Origin of the sequence: Wolbachia endosymbiont (group A) of Paraperithous gnathaulax, from assembly GCF_964028485.1 — a bacterium.
In the GTDB taxonomy this organism is placed as follows: Bacteria; Pseudomonadota; Alphaproteobacteria; order Rickettsiales; family Anaplasmataceae; genus Wolbachia; species Wolbachia pipientis.
Genome location: NZ_OZ034784.1, coordinates 732,023 through 754,057 on the forward strand (window position 1 = coordinate 732,023; position 22,035 = coordinate 754,057).

At 36.1% G+C, this 22,035-nt stretch carries 21 protein-coding genes and 2 tRNA genes; 6 read left to right on the forward strand and 17 right to left on the reverse strand.

Going from position 1 to position 22,035, the window contains the following annotated elements:
• Positions 1 to 14: 14 nt before the first annotated feature.
• From rpsC to carA, 12 genes are all read right to left on the reverse strand, one after another.
• Complete coding sequence (gene rpsC, locus ABWU74_RS03905) at positions 15 to 629, reverse strand: 30S ribosomal protein S3 (protein WP_010962753.1); 615 nt, start codon at positions 627 to 629, stop codon at positions 15 to 17.
• A gap of 39 nt (positions 630 to 668) precedes the next feature.
• Positions 669 to 1,016, reverse strand: a complete 348-nt coding sequence (gene rplV, locus ABWU74_RS03910; RefSeq protein WP_007549821.1) for a 50S ribosomal protein L22 — start codon at positions 1,014 to 1,016, stop codon at positions 669 to 671.
• Positions 1,017 to 1,021: 5 nt separating this feature from the next.
• A complete protein-coding gene (rpsS, locus tag ABWU74_RS03915; protein WP_006279181.1) occupies positions 1,022 to 1,306 on the reverse strand; it encodes a 30S ribosomal protein S19 in 285 nt (94 codons plus the stop codon).
• 3 nt (positions 1,307 to 1,309) lie between these two features.
• Positions 1,310 to 2,134 carry a 50S ribosomal protein L2 gene (rplB, locus tag ABWU74_RS03920; RefSeq protein ID WP_015589143.1) on the reverse strand — a complete coding sequence of 275 codons (825 nt, stop codon included), beginning with the start codon at positions 2,132 to 2,134 and terminating at the stop codon, positions 1,310 to 1,312.
• Between the two features lies 1 nt (position 2,135).
• On the reverse strand, positions 2,136 to 2,423 hold the full coding sequence (locus ABWU74_RS03925; RefSeq protein WP_209473095.1) for a 50S ribosomal protein L23: 288 nt from the start codon (positions 2,421 to 2,423) through the stop codon (positions 2,136 to 2,138).
• On the reverse strand, positions 2,420 to 3,034 hold the full coding sequence (gene rplD / locus ABWU74_RS03930) for a 50S ribosomal protein L4 (RefSeq protein ID WP_012673183.1): 615 nt from the start codon (positions 3,032 to 3,034) through the stop codon (positions 2,420 to 2,422). Before rplD ends, ABWU74_RS03925 begins: the two co-directional genes overlap by 4 nt.
• Before the next feature lie 2 nt (positions 3,035 to 3,036).
• Positions 3,037 to 3,759, reverse strand: a complete 723-nt coding sequence (gene rplC / locus ABWU74_RS03935) for a 50S ribosomal protein L3 (RefSeq protein ID WP_006279218.1) — start codon at positions 3,757 to 3,759, stop codon at positions 3,037 to 3,039.
• Positions 3,760 to 3,768: 9 nt separating this feature from the next.
• On the reverse strand, positions 3,769 to 4,089 hold the full coding sequence (gene rpsJ, locus ABWU74_RS03940; RefSeq protein WP_012673184.1) for a 30S ribosomal protein S10: 321 nt from the start codon (positions 4,087 to 4,089) through the stop codon (positions 3,769 to 3,771).
• 14 nt (positions 4,090 to 4,103) lie between these two features.
• Positions 4,104 to 5,276, reverse strand: a complete 1,173-nt coding sequence (tuf, locus tag ABWU74_RS03945) for an elongation factor Tu (protein WP_010962759.1) — start codon at positions 5,274 to 5,276, stop codon at positions 4,104 to 4,106.
• Positions 5,277 to 5,354: 78 nt separating this feature from the next.
• Positions 5,355 to 5,425 (reverse strand) — tRNA-Gly (locus ABWU74_RS03950).
• Between the two features lie 4 nt (positions 5,426 to 5,429).
• Positions 5,430 to 5,512 (reverse strand) — tRNA-Tyr (locus tag ABWU74_RS03955).
• Between the two features lie 114 nt (positions 5,513 to 5,626).
• The gene (carA, locus tag ABWU74_RS03960) at positions 5,627 to 6,826 is read right to left on the reverse strand and encodes a glutamine-hydrolyzing carbamoyl-phosphate synthase small subunit (protein ID WP_264373989.1); all 1,200 of its coding nucleotides are present in this window, start codon (positions 6,824 to 6,826) and stop codon (positions 5,627 to 5,629) included.
• A gap of 205 nt (positions 6,827 to 7,031) precedes the next feature.
• Here carA and ABWU74_RS03965 point away from each other — a divergent pair, with 205 nt between their 5' ends.
• On the forward strand, positions 7,032 to 7,526 hold the full coding sequence (locus ABWU74_RS03965) for a hypothetical protein (RefSeq protein WP_209473104.1): 495 nt from the start codon (positions 7,032 to 7,034) through the stop codon (positions 7,524 to 7,526).
• Between the two features lie 420 nt (positions 7,527 to 7,946).
• On the opposite strand, the gene ABWU74_RS03970 is transcribed toward ABWU74_RS03965, so the two are convergent.
• Together ABWU74_RS03970 and glpX are read right to left on the reverse strand one after the other, a co-directional pair.
• Positions 7,947 to 9,320, reverse strand: coding sequence for a hypothetical protein (locus tag ABWU74_RS03970; protein ID WP_353289207.1), 1,374 nt, complete (start codon positions 9,318 to 9,320; stop codon positions 7,947 to 7,949).
• 81 nt (positions 9,321 to 9,401) lie between these two features.
• Positions 9,402 to 10,319, reverse strand: a complete 918-nt coding sequence (gene glpX / locus ABWU74_RS03975; protein WP_264706164.1) for a class II fructose-bisphosphatase — start codon at positions 10,317 to 10,319, stop codon at positions 9,402 to 9,404.
• Between the two features lie 126 nt (positions 10,320 to 10,445).
• On the opposite strand from glpX, the gene ABWU74_RS03980 reads away from it, so the two are divergent.
• Complete coding sequence (locus tag ABWU74_RS03980; RefSeq protein WP_353289208.1) at positions 10,446 to 11,807, forward strand: ankyrin repeat domain-containing protein; 1,362 nt, start codon at positions 10,446 to 10,448, stop codon at positions 11,805 to 11,807.
• Positions 11,808 to 11,892: 85 nt separating this feature from the next.
• Here the strand turns inward: ABWU74_RS03980 and ppdK are convergent, their stop codons facing one another.
• A complete protein-coding gene (ppdK, locus tag ABWU74_RS03985) occupies positions 11,893 to 14,622 on the reverse strand; it encodes a pyruvate, phosphate dikinase (protein ID WP_353289449.1) in 2,730 nt (909 codons plus the stop codon).
• 210 nt (positions 14,623 to 14,832) lie between these two features.
• Here ppdK and ABWU74_RS03990 point away from each other — a divergent pair, with 210 nt between their 5' ends.
• On the forward strand, positions 14,833 to 15,684 hold the full coding sequence (locus tag ABWU74_RS03990) for an Rpn family recombination-promoting nuclease/putative transposase (RefSeq protein WP_015589151.1): 852 nt from the start codon (positions 14,833 to 14,835) through the stop codon (positions 15,682 to 15,684).
• A gap of 106 nt (positions 15,685 to 15,790) precedes the next feature.
• Here ABWU74_RS03990 and ABWU74_RS03995 read toward each other — a convergent pair whose 3' ends face one another.
• On the reverse strand, positions 15,791 to 17,146 hold the full coding sequence (locus ABWU74_RS03995; RefSeq protein WP_244663096.1) for a phosphomannomutase/phosphoglucomutase: 1,356 nt from the start codon (positions 17,144 to 17,146) through the stop codon (positions 15,791 to 15,793).
• A gap of 128 nt (positions 17,147 to 17,274) precedes the next feature.
• Between ABWU74_RS03995 and ABWU74_RS04000 the strand changes: the two genes are divergently transcribed.
• From ABWU74_RS04000 to ABWU74_RS04010, 3 genes are all read left to right on the forward strand, one after another.
• On the forward strand, positions 17,275 to 19,368 hold the full coding sequence (locus ABWU74_RS04000) for a hypothetical protein (RefSeq protein ID WP_353289209.1): 2,094 nt from the start codon (positions 17,275 to 17,277) through the stop codon (positions 19,366 to 19,368).
• Between the two features lie 520 nt (positions 19,369 to 19,888).
• The gene (locus ABWU74_RS04005) at positions 19,889 to 20,140 is read left to right on the forward strand and encodes a hypothetical protein (RefSeq protein ID WP_010081945.1); all 252 of its coding nucleotides are present in this window, start codon (positions 19,889 to 19,891) and stop codon (positions 20,138 to 20,140) included.
• The gene (locus ABWU74_RS04010; RefSeq protein WP_353289210.1) at positions 20,130 to 20,681 is read left to right on the forward strand and encodes a transposase; all 552 of its coding nucleotides are present in this window, start codon (positions 20,130 to 20,132) and stop codon (positions 20,679 to 20,681) included. The genes ABWU74_RS04005 and ABWU74_RS04010 overlap by 11 nt, the downstream gene beginning before the upstream one ends.
• A 315-nt stretch (positions 20,682 to 20,996) precedes the next feature.
• Here the strand turns inward: ABWU74_RS04010 and tsaD are convergent, their stop codons facing one another.
• Entirely contained in the window at positions 20,997 to 22,004 is a 1,008-nt protein-coding gene (tsaD, locus tag ABWU74_RS04015; protein ID WP_209473117.1) for a tRNA (adenosine(37)-N6)-threonylcarbamoyltransferase complex transferase subunit TsaD, read from the reverse strand.
• Positions 22,005 to 22,035 lie beyond the last annotated feature (31 nt).

Below are 22,035 nucleotides of genomic sequence, written 5' to 3' on the forward strand. Positions count from 1 at the left end.
TTCAATATACCTAATTAGTTACCAATATAAACCCAGACCTTAACTCCTATGATGCCATATATAGTTTTTGCTTCAGCAAAAGCATAATCTATATTAGCACGTAAAGTATGCAAAGGCAAACGGCCTTCTTTATACCACTCAGTACGAGCTATCTCAGCTCCGCCAAGGCGCCCAGAACAACTTACTTTAATACCTCTAGCACCCATCCTCAAACAACTTTGAATAGCTTTTTTCATCGCTCTTCTAAATGAAACCCTTTTTTCTAACTGCTGTGCAATGCTGTTTGATATTAAAACTGCATCTATTTCAGACCTTTTAACCCCTACTACATTCACTTCCACATTATTTTTTACTTTTTCAGCTATCTTTTGCTTTATCTTCTCAATATCCGAGCCTTTCTTACCTATTATCACTCCAGGTCTAGAAGAATGTATTATTACAGATACCAAATCGATCGTACGCTCTATAATTACTTTAGAAACACCAGCATGCTTAAAAGATTCATTTATATAACTGCGAATAGATAAATCTTGATGCAACCCTTGTTTATAACCCTTCTCAGCATACCAAATAGATGACCAAGTATTAATTATTTTTAACCTAAATCCTTTAGGATTAACGTTTCCCATATTTTTGCACTTTCCTTATTAATTTTCTATTTTTATGAATCATATAATTTCCCCCAATTTTACAGTTATATTACTATAACGTTTACTAACTCTATTAGCTCTACCCATAGCTTTTGGACATACCCTACGCAAAGTAAGAGACTTACCTATTAAAATTTCTTTTATATATAAATTATCGATATCCAATCCATAATTTTGAGCATTAGCAATCGCAGAATTTAATACCTTCCTTATAAGACCTGCAGCTTTCTTTTCACAAAATCTTAATTGCACAGTGGCAAAAGAAACTTTTTTATTACGTACTAAACCAGCAACCAAATTCAATTTACGAGGAGTTGATTTTAAAACCCTAGAACCAGCTTTAACTATTACATCTCTGTTTTTCATATCAATTACCTTCTTGTCGCCTTTTTATCACCACTATGCCCAGTAAATTTACGAGTGGGTGAAAACTCACCAAACTTATGACCTATCATATTCTGATCATTAACATTCACAGGAATGTAATCCTTACCATTATAAACAGCAAACTTTAAACCTAAACAATTAGGAAGAATTACAGAAGCCCTGGAATGAACTTTTATAGCCATGTTAACAAACCCCTTGTTTAAAGCATTATTCACCGACTTTAATATAGAAGGATGACAAAAAGGAGGCTTCCATGCAGATCTACTCATAAACTAACCTTTCAATTGTTTTATATACTTATCACTAGATTTATTTCTCCTTCGAGTTTTCTTTCCTTTTGTTGCAACACCCCAAGGAGTAACAGGATGACGACCACCAGAGGTTTTTCCTTCCCCGCCTCCATGAGGATGGTCAACTGGATTCATTGCAACTCCACGTACAGTAGGTCTAATCCCAAGCCACCTACTTCTCCCAGCTTTACCCAACTTTCTATTCTTATGGTCAGGGTTAGATACTACACCAATAGTAGCCTTGCAAGAAGATAAAATCAACCTAATTTGACCAGACCTGAGTCGTAATAAAACATATTGGCCATCACGACCAACGATTTGTGCATAACAACCAGCAGCTCTAGCAATCGCAGCACCATTACCTGGCTTCAGCTCAACATTATGAACGAAAGAACCAACAGGTATATGCTTGAGTAGTAAACAATTCCCTGGCAAAATATCAGCATCATTCCCAGCTGTAACAACATCACCTGGCTTCATACCTTGAGGAGCTAATATATAAGACTTAATATCATCTTCCTTATATGATATTAACGCCAAAAACCCACTTCTATTTGGGTCATACTCTATTTTTTCAACTATACCTTGACCACTTCTATTACGCTTAAAATCTATCACTCTATACTTCTTTTTGTGACCACCACCCCTATGACGAGTTGTAATTCTACCATGATTATTTCTTCCACCACTGGACTTTTTACCGGATGTAAGAGACTTTTCTGGCTCATCTTTTGATAAACCAACTTTACTTACTAACACAGTCCCACGAGAAGACGGAGTAACAGGATTAAAAAATTTCATACCCATACTAAACGCTCATTATATCTAATTTTTGACCATCCATCAAAGAAAAATAAACTTTCTTTTTCTGTTTTTCACAACCAACCACACCCCTAAAACGCCTATATTTAGGCTTAATTCTAACAACATTTATAGAAGAAATTTTAACATCAAATAGAGACTCTATTGCCAACTTTATTTGACGCTTATTTACATTTACAAAAACATACAAAGAATATTTATTAAACTTCTCCCTCAAAAAAGAGGCCTTTTCTGTAATTATAGGAGATTTTATTATATTATTATATTTGATCATAACAATCTACCTTCAAGATGCTTTAAAGTATCCTTTGTCAACATCACGCATTCGTGATTCAATATATCAAAAACATTTAACCCAATAGGTTTGATTAAGTCTACATAGTGCAAGTTTTTAGCCGCACGCAACAAATCATCTCCATAATCACCAACTATCAAAAAGGAAGAAAATTTAAAATTTTTAATACATTTACACATTTCAGACGTTTTCTTCACATCAATATTTAAATTATCCAGAATAATTACTTGATTATTTAAATACTTTAGAGATAAAGCAATTTTTAAACCAAATTTGCGTACCTTCTTATTAAGAGAATAAGTATGACTCCTCACAACAGGGCCGAAAATAATCCCACCACCTCTAAATTGAGGAGATCGCAAGCTCCCTTGTCTTGCCCTACCGGTACGTTTTTGACCATAAGGTTTAGCTGTTGTACCAGAGACATCACTAATACCTTTTGTTTTATGAGTACCAGCTCTTCTCTTCGCTAATTGCCATCTCACTATATCATGCAAAATACTCAATTTTTGCTTAGCAGAAAATATCAAAGGATTGAGCTGAGCAGTACCTACATTATCATTAGATAGATTAACTAAATTACATTCCATAACTAACTTACCAAATTACTAGCATCATCATTTACATCTAACAGTAAACCTACCGGAAAAGGAACATCTTTATGTAAAGATTTTTTAACTGCATCTCTTACAAAAACATAGGAATTTTTAAACCCAGGAACATTATTACCCTTCACAGCAATTATACTATTTTCATGATCAATGGATAATATCTTCATATTTTGTGCAGTTATCCTGCTGTTACCTAAATGACCAGCCATTTTCTTTCCTTTGAATACTCTACCAGGATCCTGACATTGGCCAGTGGAACCTTGTGATCTGTGAGCAATAGAAACACCATGAGATGCCCTAAGCCCACTGAAATTATGCCGCTTCATCACACCAGCAAATCCTTTACCTATAGAATAACCCGTAATATCAAGATATTGACCAACCACAAAATGATTGATTCCCACTTTTTTACCACATTCTATTCCCGACAGGTCATTTAATCTACTTTCGTATAACTTACATTTATTATTTATACCCTTTTTCTTTAAATATTCCAACTGAGGTTTTGCTATATTTTTAAAATCTCCTGTGCCTAAAATGACTGAATTATAGCCACATTTATCTTGTCCTTTTATATCAATAATATAAGTTTCGCTGAGATGCAATAAAGTTACAGCCATGCGACTATTGTCAGAATACATAGCAGTATGACCAATATTCATCATTAGTAAACCAATTCTCCTCAGCGAATTTATTCTCTTCATTTCCTTCTCCTAAACCTTAACTTCCTTGACTTTTAAATCCACTTCTACGCCAGCAGAAAAAGATAAACCTGTAAGCATCTGCATCATAGTAGGAGTAAGATCATGTAAAACAATCAAACGCCTAGAAGTTCTCATTTCAAACTGTTCACGAGATTTTTTATCAACGTGAGGAGATCTATTAACAATAAATTTAGAATCTTTCCTTGGCAACGCAATCGGACCAGATAATTTTGCACTGGACCGCTTTAATTCATCAACAAATTTTCGAACACACTCCTCCAATAAAGAACAATCGAAAGCCTTAATGTTAATATATATATCTTGCTTCATCTTAGTTACTACACTCACTCCAAAATTTCAGAAACAACACCAGAACCAACAGTTCTACCGCCTTCTCTTATCGCAAAACGCAATCCCTTATCCATTGCTATCGGTACTTGCAATTCTACTTCTACACTCACATTATCTCCTGGCATTACCATCTCCTTCCCATCTAGCAATTTTATGCTCCCAGTTACATCCGTTGTCCTTAAATAAAACTGTGGCTGGTAATTCGCAAAAAATGGTGTATGCCTTCCTCCTTCCTCTTTCTTTAATATATAAACCTCCGCCTTAAACTTTCTATGCGGTGTTATCGTCCCCGGTTTCGCTAATACTTGCCCTCTCTCCACTTCTTCTCTTTTTGTTCCTCTTAACAATATTCCTACATTGAGTCCTGCACTTCCCTTATCCAGCAACTTCTTAAACATCTCAACACCTGTGCATATCGTCTTTTGCGTCGCTTTCAGACCTATTATCTCTATCTCTTCTCCCGTCTTTATCTCTCCCTTCTCTATTCTTCCTGTTACCACTGTTCCTCGCCCCGATATCGAAAATACATCTTCGATTGGCAATAAAAATGGTAAATCCACAGGCCTTGGTGGAACCGCTACATATTCATCTAACTTTTCCATCAATTTATCTATTGATTTCTTTCCATATTCGCTGCTGTCATCCTCCAGCGCCTTGAGCGCTGAACCAACCACCACAGGCACTTCATCCCCTGGAAATCCGTATTTACTCAGTAATTCCCTCACTTCCATTTCTACTAAATCTATCATATCAGCATCAGCAACATCAGCTTTATTTATATACACCACGATATATCCAACACCTACCTGCTTCGCCAGCAATATATGCTCTCTCGTTTGTGGCATTGGCCCATCAACCCCCGACACTACCAATATCGCCGCATCCATCTGTGCTGCACCTACTATCATGTTCTTTACATAGTCAGCGTGTCCAGGACAATCAACGTGTGCATAATGCCTTTTTTCCGTCTGATACTCAACATGCGCTGTTGCTATCGTTATCCCCCTCTTCCTTTCTTCTGGCGCTTTATCTATCTGATCGTACGCTACAAAATTTCCATAATGCTTCGTTATCGCCGCTGTTAACGTCGTCTTCCCATGATCCACATGTCCTATTGTTCCCACATTTACATGCGGCTTTCCAAATGCTTCCACTATTGCTGTCATAATTTAAACTTTTCTACCTAAAATACAAATACATCAATAAATAATATGTTGATTTTATAAAAATACAACAAAAAAAAGAGCGGATAGTGGGAATCGAACCCACGTCACTAGCTTGGAAGGCTAGAGCTCTACCATTGAGCTATACCCGCACAATGGAGGAGGTAGGATTCGAACCTACGTACGCTCACGCGGACAGATTTACAGTCTGTTACCTTTAACCACTCGGTCACTCCTCCGCAAAAATTTGTTAAGAGAATACTATTTTAGCATCTTAACTTAAGCTCTTATTGTATTTAATACTAAACGCCTAAAATTAAAAAATCAAGCAATAAAACCTACCCTGATTAAAATCATGCAGATTTCATTTTATATAACACAATATTGCCAATAAAACGCCTAAACAAATAATGCGAATCATGCGTACCTGGCGCTTCTTCTGGATGATATTGCACAGAAAAGACTAGGTAATCCTTCATCATTATTCCCTCTACACTATTATCAAATAGAGAAATGTGAGTAATTTCAACATTACTTGGAAGAGAAGCTGAATCAACAACAAAACCATGATTTTGGCTAGTGATCTCAACTTTTCCACTAATTACATCATAAACTGGATGGTTACTCCCTCGGTGACCTATATCCATCTTGATGGTCTTTGCCCCCAAAGTAATCGCAAGTAATTGATGGCCCATGCATATGCCAAAAATTGGTATTTTAGATTTTATAATAATGTCTATTTCTGAAACTACACTTTCTCCTATTTCTTGCGGATCACCAGGACCATTTGAAAGCACTATACCATCTGGATTCATACTCAACACTTTTTGAGCAAAACCTGTGCTTGGTCTGATTAATTCAACTGTACAACCAAGTTCTATTAAGCGTGAAACTATACTGATTTTTACGCCAAAATCAACGATTACAATCCTATATTTTGCATTAAGGTCAATAGCTCTATCTGATGTCATTCCAGTGCGTGACACTGGAATCCATATATTTTTTGCTGGATCCGAGTAGTCAGCTACTTGGATGACAAAGTGCTCCGCTAGTCTATTATTTTCAAAACTGTTATTTAAACTAACCTTATTAGTTATTTCTATCCCATTTACAGGTTTGTATTCCTTCAATTTGTCTAATGCATGCGCCTTACTCGATGAGCATATCATTCCATTTTGAGATCCATGTTCTCTCAAATGTCTCGTTAAAGCTCTAGTATCAACTCCTGATATCCCAATCACGTTATTTTTCTCTAACCAATCATTTAAACTGATATATGAAGAAGGGTGGGACATAGAAGAAAGTTCACGCATAACCACACCACTTGCAAAAATTTTCTTTCCTTCATTATCCTTATGGTTTATTCCAACGTTACCAATATGAGGAAAAGTGAACGTTATAATTTGATCGGCAAAAGAAGGATCAGTTATAGTATGCTGATAACCGGTCATACCAGTGGTAAAACAGACCTCACCTATGCATTTGCCTTTTTTACCTACTGATTTTCCCCAAAAGCACTTGCCATCTTGTAAAATTAAAACTGCGTCCTGCACTTCATTATCTATTTAACTGATTCAAAACAGTATACAAGAATTTCAAATAATACGTAACTCTTTCTAAAATTCCAAATTTAACCACGAAGCAGCAAAAAATAACATGAAAAACTTTTAATACAATCTTTCATATAAAATATATAGTTGACTACCTTCATATTTCGTATTAGATATAGGTAAATCATAAGTAAAGTGGAGGGTAATAATAAACACTGGTACAAATCAATCAAAAAAAATAAATGAGAAGTGGTTAGCTGGAGGAATTGGCGCGCTATTATTTGTAATGATGCTACCGTCGATTCTTCTTTTAGCAAAAATAGCTATAGGGCTAATTATGGTTTCAGTTGCAGCAATAGCGATAAAAGTTGCCTTAAAAACAATATCGAATGCTTTAGAGGATAAACAGGCAGATCAAAGCCAAGCGATGCAACAAACAACACAAAGTAAAATTATAAACCTGGCTATTGGATTAACATCTATATTCGTAGGAGGATTATCACTATTCATTATAGCACAAACTGGCTTAATTGCAGCATGTGCAGCTATAACTGCTTTAGCTCTACACGAATATGTTAAAAATCAAGAAATAGGAAAAGAGATAAATGATAAATTCGATAAGGTAGCTGACGATACAATCAATTTTATTGTTAGCAGTGTTGAAAAACTTATTCCAACAAAGCCGCCAGGCATAACAGCCTAAACTGTCTCCGTTCAGGGCATAAGTGTTACAAGTAGCATTATATAAAGCGATTAATGGCATCCTCCTGATAATAGAATAATTGTATCTGTTCAGGGGCATCGCAAATATTGAAGCAAAAGTGGTCAGTGCTTACTATACGAATATTGTGATTTGAATCCACTAGGGAGGATGTCATCCCAGTGCCCAGACACTGGGATCCAGGAATTTTGATTAGAGATTAAATTGGTGAGTATAAAAGTAGCTAATCCTACGTTAAAATACAACGTTTTTAATGGGACTGCGTAAAAGGGCTGGATTCCAGTGTCAAGCACTGGAATGACACCTTTGTGTTTGAGGCAAAACCTGCTATAACATTTCTTCGCAAACAAACGTTCGTACAGTTATGTATCAGCTACTTTCATGGCACCATTTGTTGTAAACTCACATTTCTCTATGATTATCTTTATTTGCCGCTTTCCCGAACGGATGCTCTACAGTTATTTCCTCATTAATAGAGCGAGGTGCACCGGAACCAGGTACAACGATATTCTCGTGCGATTGCATATCCTTCTTTCCCTCACATGGTGTTTGCTTAATGAAATGTGCTGCTAAAACTTCATGTAAAGCTTTACCTTTTATAAGCACAGCCTCGTTTTGCTTAGCTAACTCTAAAATTTTCTTTGGTTCAACATCTTTACCGTCAATAGTTGATTTTTTAATACTAACTTGACCTAAATTTATATTTAGAACAACAGTACAGTTAAGGTCTTTTCCAGATTCATCTTTTGCACCCCAACTAATTTCGATGTCACATATTGCAAATTTTGTAAAGGAGTAGTTCCTCTGTTGTTTCTCATTCTTCTCAATTGTTACTATTCTTTTATCATTACTGTATATTTTTACTCTTTGTACCTCATTTTTAATTGTTTCCATCCTTTTAATCTTTTCGCTAAAAAGACGACTAGTTTCTAAACTCTGTCCAGGTTTAGTAATGTTGATACTAAGATTATCATAATGATTAACAAGATGTCCTGCCTTTTTGTCTGGCCAATAACATCCATCAAAGAAACCAATTAGATCATCTTTGTTTAGAAATTCTTTTGCATCATTCATTCCTTCGTCAATTCGAAGAAGATATCCACCCAACCTCTTTTTAAAATTTTCTTTTAACTCCTCCTGATCTTTAGAAGTAAGCTTCTTATCCAATATATCCATTATTTCTCTTTGCTTACTTAATACCACATAGTTAAAAAGGAAAATGCTCTCCTTCTCCCGTCGATAATAGTTTGCTATTTTGTCAAATGGATCCGCTGGCCGGCCGTTATTATAATTTACAGAATCAGAAGAATCTTGACATTTATTATCCTTAAAATTGAAATTCAATTTTTCAAAATCTGATAACACTTCTTCTGCCCTATCTTTAAAAGACTGAAGTCTATCTTGAAGTTCTTTTCCATAACTCATTCCTTTGTCAATTTGAAAAACATATTGACTATATTTCTTTCTAAACTCCTCCTGTTCTTCGAGAAGAGGAAGATTCCTATCTAATATATCGATTATTTCTTTCCGCTTATTCAATATCACGTAATTAAAGAGGGAACTCTTCCCCTTCTTTTCATAATCGTCTGCTATTTTGTCAAAACACTTATTATCCTTAAACTCCAATTTCTCAAAATCTGAGAGCACACTTTGTACCTGAGTCTCATCGAATTGAAGATTTGCTTGAGGAGATAGAAGAGTCAACTTTTCTTCACTTTCCTTGGTACTCGAATTTTTGTAAAAACCATTCAATAGATTTACAATACTAGAAAACATTTCACACCTCTATTGTTATAAGTAAACTTGATTATATCTTAATGCTAAATGTTGTAAAGCTAAAATTAGAAACTAAAAAAGCTAACATAAGTTCTGCATTGTTTGCAGCTTTATCAGCTTATTAGGTAGAATTATTAAAGAACTAGTTGAACATATGTTATCAACTCCATCCACAAGTTCTCCGCTTGTTACTCCAGTTGCAATAAACACTGATTCACCTCTTGCCATATCTTTTACGGTGTAGATTTTTTCTGGGTCATGGATATTTAAATTTTTTGCTCTTTCTTTTAATTGATCCGTGTCAAATATTAATCTTCCCTCCATCTGCCCACCGATTGAACTCAGCGCTGCAGCCGCAAGCACCCCTTCTGGTGCCCCTCCTATTCCGATATACATATCATGATTGCCATTTACTAGTGAAACTACGGCTGCAACATCGCCATCATCTATTAGTTTAATTTTTGCTCCTAATTTCCTGATTTTCTCTATTAATTCATTGTGCCTTTCACGTTTAAGTACAGTTACCACGAGATCATTCACTTTGCATTTTTTTGCCTTGGCTAAATTGTCTAGATTCTTTTCAATGCTATTTTTTAGTGAGACTACACCCTCTGGAAGATTTTTTCCTACTGCTATCTTTTCCATATAAACATCAGGTGCATGTAAAAAATTACCTTTTTTCGTTGCAGCAAGAACGGACATTGCCCCTGATTTGTAATGAGCACAAATCGTAGTGCCTTCAAGTGGGTCAACGGCAATGTCGATTTCAGGACCATTTCCAGTGCCAACCTTCTCGCCAATATATAGCATCGGCGCTTCATCTCTCTCACCTTCACCAATTACGATAGTACCATTTATTTCCATTGAATTTAATACTGTACGCATTGCATCAACTGCAACCTGATCAGCCCTTTTTTCATCACCAAAGCCTGCCAATTTATACGCAGCAAGTGCTGCAGCTTCGGTCACTTTAACTAATTTATAGGCTAAATCTTCCATCATTTGCTTTAAGAACTATATTCAATATGTATCATGATATATCATGCTGCTTGAAACTGCAATATGTCTTGACTGATTATTAGGGAGTTGATATAATATAAGCATTATAGTAGTGGGATTATAGTTATGGCATATAGTGATGATGATGTTAGAAATTTCTATCTAGATATAGATAGAATTACAGGACGTGATAACACAGTTACTAGTTTGGAAGAACTAAAAAAGAGGTTAAGGAAAGAAATTAATTTTCAAGATGAATGTGAAGGAGGCAATTCATTAGGGAACCTACTTCTAAAACATGCAACCGAAAATAACAACCCACGCGTTAAGGATTTTCTCCTCCAAAATGGGTGTGAACCCCTTCAACAAGAGCAAATAACCGCAGCAATAAACAAGGAAGAAGAGGCACCTAATGTGGAAGAGAATAGAGCAGACAGTAATGAAGTAGATTCTAGTAACTTCATAAACCCTGGTATGACTGCTGAAGTACTTTACGAGCAACTAATACAAGGGAAAGAAACAAATCTGGCAATTTTTGACTCGTTTGCAAATGCTGTAAGAGAGTCCAATATTACCGGCGATCGTGGCATATTTCTAGATGTTGTAAAATTGTTTACAGATTTAGATGCTGTAATCCATCTTACAGATACTGCTTCCAGAACTATATTGGGCATAGCTACAATAACAAAACAAGCTGACGTTGTTAAGGTACTTTTGGATAGTGGCAAATTTTATGAAGAAGAAAAATTTAACGCTCTGTGTCTTGCTATTACTCAGGATAATGCCCAAGAAGCTGAGCTAATTTTAGGTTACGTGAGTCCTGCAAACAGGAAAGAGGCTTTACAAGTGGCCATACAGGTAGGTAAAACTAAAATTGTTAATGCGTTCTTGAATAGAGGTAAGCTTAATGAAGAAAATAGAGCAGAACCCAGCAGCAGTAATGGAAACATTGGTAGTAGACCTGTAGCAACAGTGCCTCCAGTTAGTACTAATGGTGATAATCGCAATCACGACAATGAAATACCTGTAGTAACAGAGACTAACCAAACTACCACGCCAAATAGTGATAATGTTAATGGCCAATCAAATCATAATAACAAAAATAAAACGCCTGTAATACCAGAGGCTAAGCAAACTGCCACACCAAATAATGATAATAAAGCTAACGGCTTTGTAGATGCTCAATTTTCTGTGCCAAATGAAAAAGAAGCTAAATATAAAAAAAGCAAGGAAAATTTTTACACCTCATTAACAAAAGATGTTGTTGGAGTTGTTATTACAGGATTATTCATTACTGCTGCTGTGATGGTTCCATTTGTAACTGGTGCAGTGATTTGTGGTGTTATAGCTGCTTTGGTTGCAATAGCTACCGGGTTGCATGTAAAAAATTCTACATTACCAAGTTATAGGGAGATGAGAGAGAATGAAGTTGAACGTGTAACAGGATGTCATCCCAGTGCCCAGACACTGGGATCCAGAAGGTCATAATAAAAACTAGATTCCAGCGTCACGCGCTGGAATGACACCCTCTGGTGGGCTCAAACCATATGAGTAGCCAACACTGCCACTATACTTACCTAGCAAATTTAGATCTAACACTAAACTGTGCTGCCACTAACTTTGCAACCGGTACTCTATAGGGTGAGCATGAAACGTAATCCACCCCTGATTCGATGAGAAACTCTATGGATTTTGGATCTGCTCCATGCTCTCCACATATACCCAGTTTTATTTCTTTTCGGGTTTTTTTGCCTCTTTCAATGGCTATCTTGATTAACTCCCCTACCCCTTCGATGTCCAGCACTTCAAATGGATCATTGTCAAATATGTTGTTTTTCTTATAGGAATCGAGGAAATTAACTGAATCATCTCTTGAAAGTCCCATGGTTGTTTGCGTTAAATCATTAGTGCCAAAACTAAAGAACTCTGCATGTTTTGCTAACTTATCAGCAATCAGTGCCGCTCGTGGTAGCTCTATCATTGTTCCAATTGAGTACGCCTTGTCTGATGTCATTCCAGCGCGTGACGCTGGAATCTGCTTCTTGATCCTAGCTGAGATGACAGAGGATTCTTTCTTTGCTAGCTCGCATATCAGAATAAATTCTTTCTCATTCATTATAAAAGGGATCATGATCTCAGGCTTGATTTCTACATTTTTTTCCTTTTTTAGCTCATTTGCAGCACTAAGTATTGCCCTAATCTGCATGCAATATATTTCAGGATGAGAAATAGCAAGTCTACAACCTCGATGACCAAGCATTGGGTTCTTTTCTGATAACTGTGCTATTTTATTTTTTACTGACTCAACTGACTTACTAAGTGATTTGGCAATTTTTTCTATAGTAGACTGATCATTGGGTAAAAATTCATGCAAAGGTGGATCAAGCAACCGTATAGTGACTTCCCTGCCCTCCATAATAGAAAATATTTCTTTGAAATCAGACTTTTGCATTTCTTCTAGTTTAATGAGCGCATTTGCCCTTTCATTTTCATCGTCAGCTATTATCAATTTTTGAATGAATTCGATTCTATCACTAGCGAAAAACATATGTTCTGTGCGACATAAGCCTATACCTTCTGCACCGAATTCTTTTGCAATTTTTGCATCTTTTGGAGTATCAGCGTTCGCTCTCACTTTGACCGTTTTGATTTCATCTATCCAGTTGATTATCGTTTTGAATTCTTGCGATAATTCAGGTGAAATTGTAGGAAGAATGCCAAGCATAACCTCCCCTGTTCCTCCGTTGATGGTAATTGGTTCACCTTTATTTACTTTTGTATCCCCTACAGAAAAGAAAGTTCCATCTTTATCGATATAAAGTCCACTCACACTGCAAATGCATGGCTTACCCATTCCACGGGTTACAACAGCAGCATGCGAGGTCATCCCTCCCCGTGCTGTTACTATGCCACTTGCAGCATTCATTCCATTAATATCTTCAGGACTCGTTTCTGACCTTACTAAAATCACTTTTTTACCCTGCTCTGCAGCTTTTTCAGCATCACTTGCACTAAACACTACATATCCAGAAGCAACCCCTGGAGAAGCCGGCAGTCCCTTCCCTATTACTTTCTGGTCACCCTTAACGTCAAGAACTGGATGCAATAAATTGTCAAAGGTTTTTGGATCAATTCTCAATATTCCTTCTTCTTTTGTAATCGTTCCTTCGTTTACCATATCAACTATTATGCGAATAGCAGCTTCAGCCGTGCGCTTGCCAGACCTAGTCTGCAAAATCCATAACTTACCGTCCTGCACAGTAAATTCGATATCCTGCATGTCTTTATAATGCCTTTCAAGTTTTTCACATACCGCGCATAATTCCAGGTAGACACTTGGCAGCAACTTCTCCATGGTGTTTTTTTGCTCTCCGTCAATTGGCATAGGAGTATAAACACCAGAAACCACATCCTCACCCTGAGCATTAACCAAAAACTCACCAAAAAGCTTTTTTTTCCCAGTTGAAGGATTTCGTGTAAATATCACACCAGTTGCAGAATTATCATTTAAATTACCAAAAACCATTGCTTGCACGTTGACCGCTGTTCCAAGGTTTTCAGGAATATTATGTATTCTTCTATAGGAAACAGCCCTATCATTTTTCCAAGAGGCAAATACTGCATTAACTGAGTTTAACAATTGCTCTTCAACGTTCTGCGGGAAATGTTTCTCAGTTTTTTCATATACTATCTTTTTAAAATCGTTAACAATTCTCTTTAAAACATCAACATCAGCTAAGCTTTTTGCTCCACTCTTTTGCTGCTCATTATCAACAACATCTTGAAATAGGTGATGATCAAGCTGTAGTACAACATTGGAGTACATCATGATGAAACGGCAGTAGCTATCGTAAGCAAAACGTTCGCCACTTTTTTTTGCAAGCCCAACAACGGTTTCATCATTTAGACCAACATTTAAAATAGTATCAAGCATGCCCGGCATTGAACTAACACTACCAGAGCGTATTGAAACTAATAAAGGATTATTTAAATCCCCAAATTTACAACCGATGTCATTTTCGAGCATCGCCATGTAGTTTTTGATTCCACTACATATGTCATTCCAGTGCGTGACCACATTTTTTTCTGGATCCGAGTAGTCAGCTACTTGGATAACAGAAGATCTATTGTCTTGATAATAGACTTTGCAAGCAGAGGTGGAAATTGTGAAACCAGGTGGAACAGGAATGCCAACATTGCACATTTCTGCTAAATTTGCCCCCTTTCCTCCCAGCAGATTTTTCATTTCTGCATTGCCTTCGCATTTACCCTGGCTAAAGTAATGTATTAACTTTTCCCCCATCATTTTCTCCGGATTTTCACTGATAAACACATTGTACATATAGCTCCAATAAACCTGTGAGAACTTGAAACCTTAGGATAATAAATTTTACAAAATTTTGCAACAACGTTCCTTACAACAACATCAGTAAAGTTAACAAAAAAGACGACAAATTATTGAATTATTATTAATAAGAATATATAATATAAAGATACATTTAAAAATTTTTTTATGGCTCTTTCTAAATTTCTCGACCCCAAGAATGATGTTGCGTTCCGGCGTATTTTTGGTACTGAAAAAAATAAAGACATCCTCATTCACTTTCTCAATGATATTTTGGGGTTCACTGGCAAAGATGAAATAAAAGAAATAGAATTCCTCAGCACTATTCAAGATGCTGAAATTGCCTCTAAAAAACAAAGTATCGTTGATGTTCTTTGCAGGGATGAAAATGGGGTGCAAGTAATAGTCGAAATGCAAGTTGCCAAAACTAAAGGCTTTGAAAAACGCGCTCAATATTACGCTGCTAAAGCTTATTCAAGGCAAGCTGATAAAGGTGATCAATATCAGGGTCTTAAAGAAATCATTTTTATAGCTATTGCTGATTGTATTCTCTTTCCTAATAAATCTGAGTATAAGTCAGATCATGTAATGTTAGACAAAGATAGCTATGAACATGATTTAAAAGATTTTTATTTTACATTTATTGAGTTACCAAAATTTCCTAAAACTAAAGAAGACCAATTGGAGAGTATAGTTGAAAAATGGATCTATTATTTTAAATATGCAGATGAAACTAGCGAAGAAGAATTGGAAAAGATAATAGGTAGTGATGTAATAATTAAAAAGGCATATGAAGAACTAAATAGATTCAACTGGTCAGAGAAAGAATTTATTGCCTACGAACAGGAAATAAAACGTATTCGTGATGAACGGGCTGTTCTTGAACAAAAACTTGATGATGCTAAAAAGGAAGGAAAAATTGAAGTTGCAAAAACAATGCTGGCTAATAATGTTGATGTCACCACTATTGTTAAGTTTACTGGCCTCTCCATGAGTGAGATCAAAGAATTGCAGAATTAAGTGGACCCGCAAACGGTTACACGAAATAATGCTGCAGCCTGACCAGGTGATAAGTACATTTAGCCTATTTATCTTTATACTTTCATGTCAATTTTATAAATCAAATTTATTTCTGTGAGTAGCTACAATTTAAAGACCTTGCTTCATCAATGTAATGGAACAAAACCTTTTTAGTAAGTTCAAAACCCTCTAAAGTCTCTCCTTCGCATCTTGCTGTAATGCAGTTTTGCGTATTTGATACCCTAAGAAGCCACCAACCTTTATTATCGGTTACCTTAACACCATCAAGATCTGAAAATACAATATTTTGCTGCTCCAGTGTTTTCTTTATTGACTCAATTATTTGAAACTTTTTCTCATCTTTCACTACAATCTTCACTTCATGAGTGATATATAACTTCGGTAAATCCTCAATCACCTGAGATAGGCTTTGGTTTTTCTTAAGCAAAATGTCAACTGCTTTAACAGCAGAATATAGCCCATCATCAAAACTTAGCTCAGAAAAGAAGAAGTGCCCGCTTAATTCACCAGCAAACTTTGCCTCTTCCTCTACCATCTTCTTCTTAACTAGTGAATGTCCAGTAGCACAGGTGATAACTTGCCCTCCTAACTTTCTAACAAAATCATGCACTTTCATACTCATTTTTACGTTAGCAATAACTTTGCTTTCTGGATATTCCTCCAACACTTCACGTGCAAAAATTATAAATAAATGGTCATTGGAAACAACGTTGCCTTTATTATCAATTAAGCGCACCCTATCGCTATCGCCATCTAGCGCAATGCCAAGATCACATCCATATTCCTTCACAATGTCAATTAATTGAGCAAGATTTTTTTCCTCTATGGGATCTGGATCATGCAGTGGAAATGCCCCATCTATAGAGTTATTGGTTACGATGTGCGTATGACCAGGCAAGATCTTTTCAATATACCTTATAATTCCACTTGCTGGACTATTTCCACAATCCCAGGCTATTTTTAATTTCTGTGTAGTATTATTCTTCACTGCACTTTTCAATATGCTAATGTACTCACTATATATATTTATGTTAATTAAGCTTCCAATTCTTGTGCTGTTTTTAATTGGACTGCTTATAATTTCCTTCATTTCTTGATCTGAGAAGACTTTTTTATTACTAAAAAATTTAAAGCCATTATATTCGCTGGGGTTATGAGAGGCAGTTATTATGATACCAAGATCCGCCTGTGTGATTTGTGTTGCAGCGTAAAGCATAGGTGAAGAGCATAGTCCAACGCGTATAACATTTGCACCGGATAAAGTTAAGCCCCTAATTAATTCTCTTTCTATACCTGGTGAATCTATTCTGCTGTCGTAGCCGACACAAACACTAGCTACGGTTTGGCCAAACTTTCTACCTATCTCGTACCCATCATTAATCTGCAAATCTTTGCCTACTATACCTCTAATATCGTATTTTCTTATAATGGTATTGTCCATACTGTACTTCTTGAAGTGACTACTATATAACATTTTGGCCAAATGCTCAAGTTTATTTATCCAACAATTAGTTGATTTTTTTAAAGAAATCTGTTAATATTATAGTATATTTTTTAAAATGTAAAATTATGCCACAGGAAAACGAAAATGTATTTATAGCTGAAAGTCAAAGTTTAGATGTAGATGAACAAAAGAAAAATGATACTTTAAATGTCATTGAATCTTGCAACGATCTTCAGGATTTTATCAAAAGACTGGAGGAAGAAAATTTAATCTGGTACTTTATTGGTCCTTTACGCAAAGATGAGGACATTACAGGACAGATAAATTTAAAGTGGGAAAAGGAGTTCCAAAAATTTGAGCAATCAATAGACGCAATGCATAAAGAACTTAAGTCGTCTCTGCCTGGTCAAAATTTCTTAGTGTATCCAACAAAGGATAATGACTTCAAAATTAGATTTGAAAATGAAGAAAAACCAATAGAAATTAGCAATATTTTAAGGACCAGCAGTGAAGGTAAGGTTTATAACATATCTTTAGGGAAAGATAGTCAAATAACTGCAACCAAAAAAGGCAGCGAAAGGCACTATGATTTTACTGGTTCAAGCTCATGTGAAATGACCATTAATTGGCAGGCTAAGGATTCTGAAGGTAACAGCATAGACTGTAGCATGACCGTAAAATTGGATTCTGGTGGTATACAGAGTGTTATTGGTGAGCCAAAATTTGGAGGAATAACGAGTTCAGAAGAAGTATTAAAGTTAGTTGGACAAAATAAAGAAGTTTTTATCAACGGAAAAACTCTGTATCAAGCTTTTACTGGCATATCCAAGAGTGTAGACGATCAGCAAGTACCAGCAGAGGAAATATTTACAAAAGATCTACATATATCACCACAGTCACCTACACCAAGCAGAAGTGGGTATTCCTCTCCTAGCACACCTTCTTCACGTAGAAGTTCTATATCCACCAGCAGTGAATTTAGTGATGAAGATGAAATATTTGAGGATGATATGTCTGGTGATGAAGAAGAGTATGAGCAAGAAGGATTAAAAGATGAAGTTGAGGAATTAGAGGAAGAAAAAGAAACATTTGCTAAATATTTTGCAGTGCAGGCAAAGCAGCTTGAGGATCTAAGATTAGAACGTGACTCCTTGAGAGATAAAGTCAATGAACAACAGCGAGCGATATTTGAAAGAGGTCAAAGAATAAAGGAACAAGAGGAAGAACTACAGGATAAAAATGATGTAATAAAGAACTTAAATGATCAGTTGAAAGATAAGGAAGGTGAAACAAATGAGGCAAATAAAGAATTACAGAGAAAATTGAAGCAAAGTGAAGCTAATTTAACTGTACTAAAGGAAAAGAATGCAAATTTGGAGAATGACCTGAAGAAAATAGTGGAAGGTTTAAACGATGATCATAAAAAGCAGTTGGCAGAACAGTTAATGGAAACAAAAAAGGAAAACAATACATTGGCTGAAACGGCGAACCAATTGTCTAAAGAATTAAATGGATTACAGAGAGAAAAGGAAGACTTAGAGAGGAAAATTCGACAACTTGAACCTGGAAGATCACTTGCAGATGAGCTAAGCGAAGAAAATACGAAGAGGGAAATAGAAAAACTTCAATATCAACTTAAGGAAAAGGAAGGGATGTTAACGTGTACACAGGAAGAGCTGGCATCTGTCAAAGAGAGTCTAGAGCAACTGCAGAACATATTACAGCAGGAAAAAGGTCAGGCAGCTACATCAACTCAAACTGAAGTTGAATATGAAAGTAGAGGAACAAGCATGCAGCAGCAAGACCAAGGTATACAAGCTGTAAACAACAACTCAAGCAGAACAGCTAGTGGGTTAAGACAAGAAAACAAAAAATTGACTAGAGACAAACTAACTATATCTGAACAATTAAAACAAAAAATAAGAGAGATTGACGAGTTAAAGAAAAATTTAAAGCAACTGCAAGAAGAAAATAAACAACTAAAACAAGAAGTTACCAAAAATGCAGGAGTTGATGCATCATCTTCAACAGGTCAAAAAGAAGCTAAAGAAGCAGAAGTTATACCGCAAAACATTATGGATTGGCCTGTTCCAATTCCAGATGATAAACCGGAAGAGCAGAAAACTCCATTAGAGCCAATCAAGGTAAATACAGAATTATCAGATCCAAAATCAATCTCCGCTGAGGGTCCGGAAAAATCTCCTCCTCTTTCAAAATGATGAGTTTTGCTTCTATAGCTGACCCAAGCAACACGTTATCCCGCGATTTATTCGCGTTATCTCAGCCGCTAACACGTAGCGGGATACTTAACCGTCATACCGTGATTTATTCACAGTATCTCTTAGCCACTAACAAGCAGCGGGATGACAGCAATCCTACGTCATGCCGCCGCGGTACCTCTAGATCCCGCTAACTAGTAGCAGAATGACGAATTTTTGTTTTTCAAATTATAGCTAAACATACTGTAATTGCTATTGAATGATGGAGAGACATACTCCATTATTTTAGCACGAAGTAACAAATTCAATGAATTGGTTCTTCAAAAATAATTTAAACTTTTACAGTAGTCATGAAATATTATAGCGATCTCATTAAAAGAAACTTTTATAAGTATCGTTGATGAGAAAGGAAAAGTTGTTAAGGAAGAAGTTGTTGCAAGCGAAAGTAAGGCAATAGCAGATTAGCCAAGGCAAAAAATACGAACCCATAGGAATAGAAAGTGGATAGTTGTCAATATCAATGTGCAAAGAGTTAAGGAGTTTTGGATTACCAGTAATTTGTGTAGATGCAAGGCATATGGCAGCAGCGTTGTCTGCAAGAATCAATAAGAATGATAAAAACGATGCGAGGGGTATAGCGCAGATGATGAGAAGTGTTAGTAAAATCAGTTGTCAAATTAAAATAGCGCTTGGAAGCAGAAGACAGCTAATGTGTAGCAAACAGCAGGTTATTGGAACAATAAGAGGGTTGTTGAAGATACATGGTCGGTAAAGGATCAAAATTTGAAACTTTCGCTTTAAGAATACAAGAGGCAATAAATAATTTGGATGAAATCAGTAGGAGTTCAATTGAAGCGTTAGTTTGTAGTTTGGAAGCAATAGAAAAGTCATTAAGAAAGCTTGACAAAATGCTTTCAGAACAAGGTGAAAAAGACGATGATTGTAAATTGTTAACTACTGTTCCAGGAGTGGGGATTATAGTAGCAATGACGTATAAAGCTGCAATTGATAACCCACATAGGTTTGAGAAATCTGATACAGTTGGAGCATATATAGGGTTGACACCAAGGCAATATTCTTCTGGAGAAGTTGATCGGCATGGCAGCATATCAAAGATGGGACCAGCGGAATGTAGAAGTATGTTATATGAAGCTGCACAAACAATGCTTACAGTTACCAAGAGGACATTTAAATTAAAAACTGTGGTTGCGAAGAAAAAAGGAATGAAAAAAGCAATTGTAGCAGTAGCAAGAAAATTAGCTGTAATTATGCATAGGATGTTGGTTGATAAAACAGAATTTTATTATCAATAAACATCAAAAGAGCATAGGACAATAATTTTATTGAAAATAAAGATAGCAATGCCGATGGAAGGGACAAGCAAGAACTTAGTTAGACTTCGTGGTAAACATGTTGCCGTCCACTTCCGCCTAACAAGTATAATGCGGCTTGACAAATTTATTGTCATCTCAGACCGCGGAGAGAACCATATGCTACTTTTAACTTATGTAAAATTACCAAGGATTATGGAGAAGATATGCTGTTTTGATTTGTGTGAAAATTATTGTTGACTTATGTGCAATTAGAGAACCTAAGTCACTTTAGCTATAATTCAGAATTGAGAGCTTTTAATAACTCTCTAACTCCCACTTAGGTCTTGGTGCAAAATTGAGAGAATCTATATAGCTTTTCTGTAACATTTCAATTCCTGCCCATCCAACCATTATTGCATTATCTGTACATAGGTTGTTGGGAGGAAAAAATATGTTTAAGTTTATGTGTTGCTTTAATTTTTCTCTCAAGAAATTATTTGCTGCAACTCCGCCGGTAATCACAAAGTCATTGATTTTGATATTTAAAGATTCGGCTATAATAATCGCATTACTAACCCTGTCCAGCAGTATGTCACTAATACACTCTTGAAACGAAGCACATACATCACACACATCTTGCTCGCTCATTTTCAGTTCTTGCACTAAGTTTTTTACTGCTGTTTTAATTCCAGAAAACGAAAAGTTACATCCAGAACGTTTTATCATTGCCCTTGGCAGTTTGAATCTTGTGCCATTGCCTTTTTTAGCCAACTTTTCAATTAATGGGCCTCCTGGGTAGCTTAAACCCAGCATCTTAGCAACTTTATCGAACGCTTCACCCAGCGAGTCATCAAGCGTTTCTCCAAGTTTAACGTATTTGCCTACATCCTGTGCAATTAAAAATTGACAGTGACCACCTGATATTAATAGGACTAAAAATGGAAATTTTACCTCATGCAGTAACCTAATAACCAATGCATGCGCTTCTAAGTGATTCACTGCAATGAACGGTTTTTGTGCTACATGCGCAATTGCTTTAGCCATCATTGTACCAACTATTAATCCACCTATGAGTCCTGGTCCTGATGTTGCTGCAATTGCATTGAGGTCACAAAAGTTAAGGTTAGATTTTTTTACAGCGCTTTTTATCAGGCCACTTAAATGTTCCATATGAGCACGTGAAGCTATCTCAGGAATCACCCCACCGCGTTTTTTGTGTTCTACTTGAGAAAGAATCTTGTGAGCAAGGACTTGCTTGTCACTATTTACAATCGCTACTGCAGTTTCGTCGCAGCTTGTTTCAACAGCTAAAATGGTTTTCATGTATATTTAGTTACTGTATTACCAAAACTAT

What these genes read in the sequence shown, in the direction of transcription:
- rpsS (WP_006279181.1), bottom strand. Translation starts at nt 1,306, where the DNA reads ATGAGTAGATCTGCATGGAAGCCTCCTTTTTGTCATCCTTCTATATTA.
- rplB (WP_015589143.1), bottom strand. Translation starts at nt 2,134, where the DNA reads ATGGGTATGAAATTTTTTAATCCTGTTACTCCGTCTTCTCGTGGGACT.
- ABWU74_RS03980 (WP_353289208.1), top strand. Translation starts at nt 10,446, where the DNA reads ATGGCATATAGTGATGATGATGTTAGAAATTTCTATCTAGATATAGAT.
- ABWU74_RS03970 (WP_353289207.1), bottom strand. Translation starts at nt 9,320, where the DNA reads ATGTTTTCTAGTATTGTAAATCTATTGAATGGTTTTTACAAAAATTCG.
- ABWU74_RS03925 (WP_209473095.1), bottom strand. Translation starts at nt 2,423, where the DNA reads ATGATCAAATATAATAATATAATAAAATCTCCTATAATTACAGAAAAG.
- ABWU74_RS04000 (WP_353289209.1), top strand. Translation starts at nt 17,275, where the DNA reads ATGCCACAGGAAAACGAAAATGTATTTATAGCTGAAAGTCAAAGTTTA.
- rplV (WP_007549821.1), bottom strand. Translation starts at nt 1,016, where the DNA reads ATGAAAAACAGAGATGTAATAGTTAAAGCTGGTTCTAGGGTTTTAAAA.
- ABWU74_RS04010 (WP_353289210.1), top strand. Translation starts at nt 20,130, where the DNA reads ATGGTCGGTAAAGGATCAAAATTTGAAACTTTCGCTTTAAGAATACAA.
- ABWU74_RS03995 (WP_244663096.1), bottom strand. Translation starts at nt 17,146, where the DNA reads ATGGACAATACCATTATAAGAAAATACGATATTAGAGGTATAGTAGGC.
- rplC (WP_006279218.1), bottom strand. Translation starts at nt 3,759, where the DNA reads ATGAAGAGAATAAATTCGCTGAGGAGAATTGGTTTACTAATGATGAAT.
- ABWU74_RS03990 (WP_015589151.1), top strand. Translation starts at nt 14,833, where the DNA reads ATGGCTCTTTCTAAATTTCTCGACCCCAAGAATGATGTTGCGTTCCGG.
- tuf (WP_010962759.1), bottom strand. Translation starts at nt 5,276, where the DNA reads ATGACAGCAATAGTGGAAGCATTTGGAAAGCCGCATGTAAATGTGGGA.
- ABWU74_RS04005 (WP_010081945.1), top strand. Translation starts at nt 19,889, where the DNA reads ATGTGCAAAGAGTTAAGGAGTTTTGGATTACCAGTAATTTGTGTAGAT.
- rpsC (WP_010962753.1), bottom strand. Translation starts at nt 629, where the DNA reads ATGGGAAACGTTAATCCTAAAGGATTTAGGTTAAAAATAATTAATACT.
- rpsJ (WP_012673184.1), bottom strand. Translation starts at nt 4,089, where the DNA reads ATGAAGCAAGATATATATATTAACATTAAGGCTTTCGATTGTTCTTTA.
- rplD (WP_012673183.1), bottom strand. Translation starts at nt 3,034, where the DNA reads ATGGAATGTAATTTAGTTAATCTATCTAATGATAATGTAGGTACTGCT.
- ppdK (WP_353289449.1), bottom strand. Translation starts at nt 14,622, where the DNA reads ATGGGGGAAAAGTTAATACATTACTTTAGCCAGGGTAAATGCGAAGGC.
- tsaD (WP_209473117.1), bottom strand. Translation starts at nt 22,004, where the DNA reads ATGAAAACCATTTTAGCTGTTGAAACAAGCTGCGACGAAACTGCAGTA.
- glpX (WP_264706164.1), bottom strand. Translation starts at nt 10,319, where the DNA reads ATGGAAGATTTAGCCTATAAATTAGTTAAAGTGACCGAAGCTGCAGCA.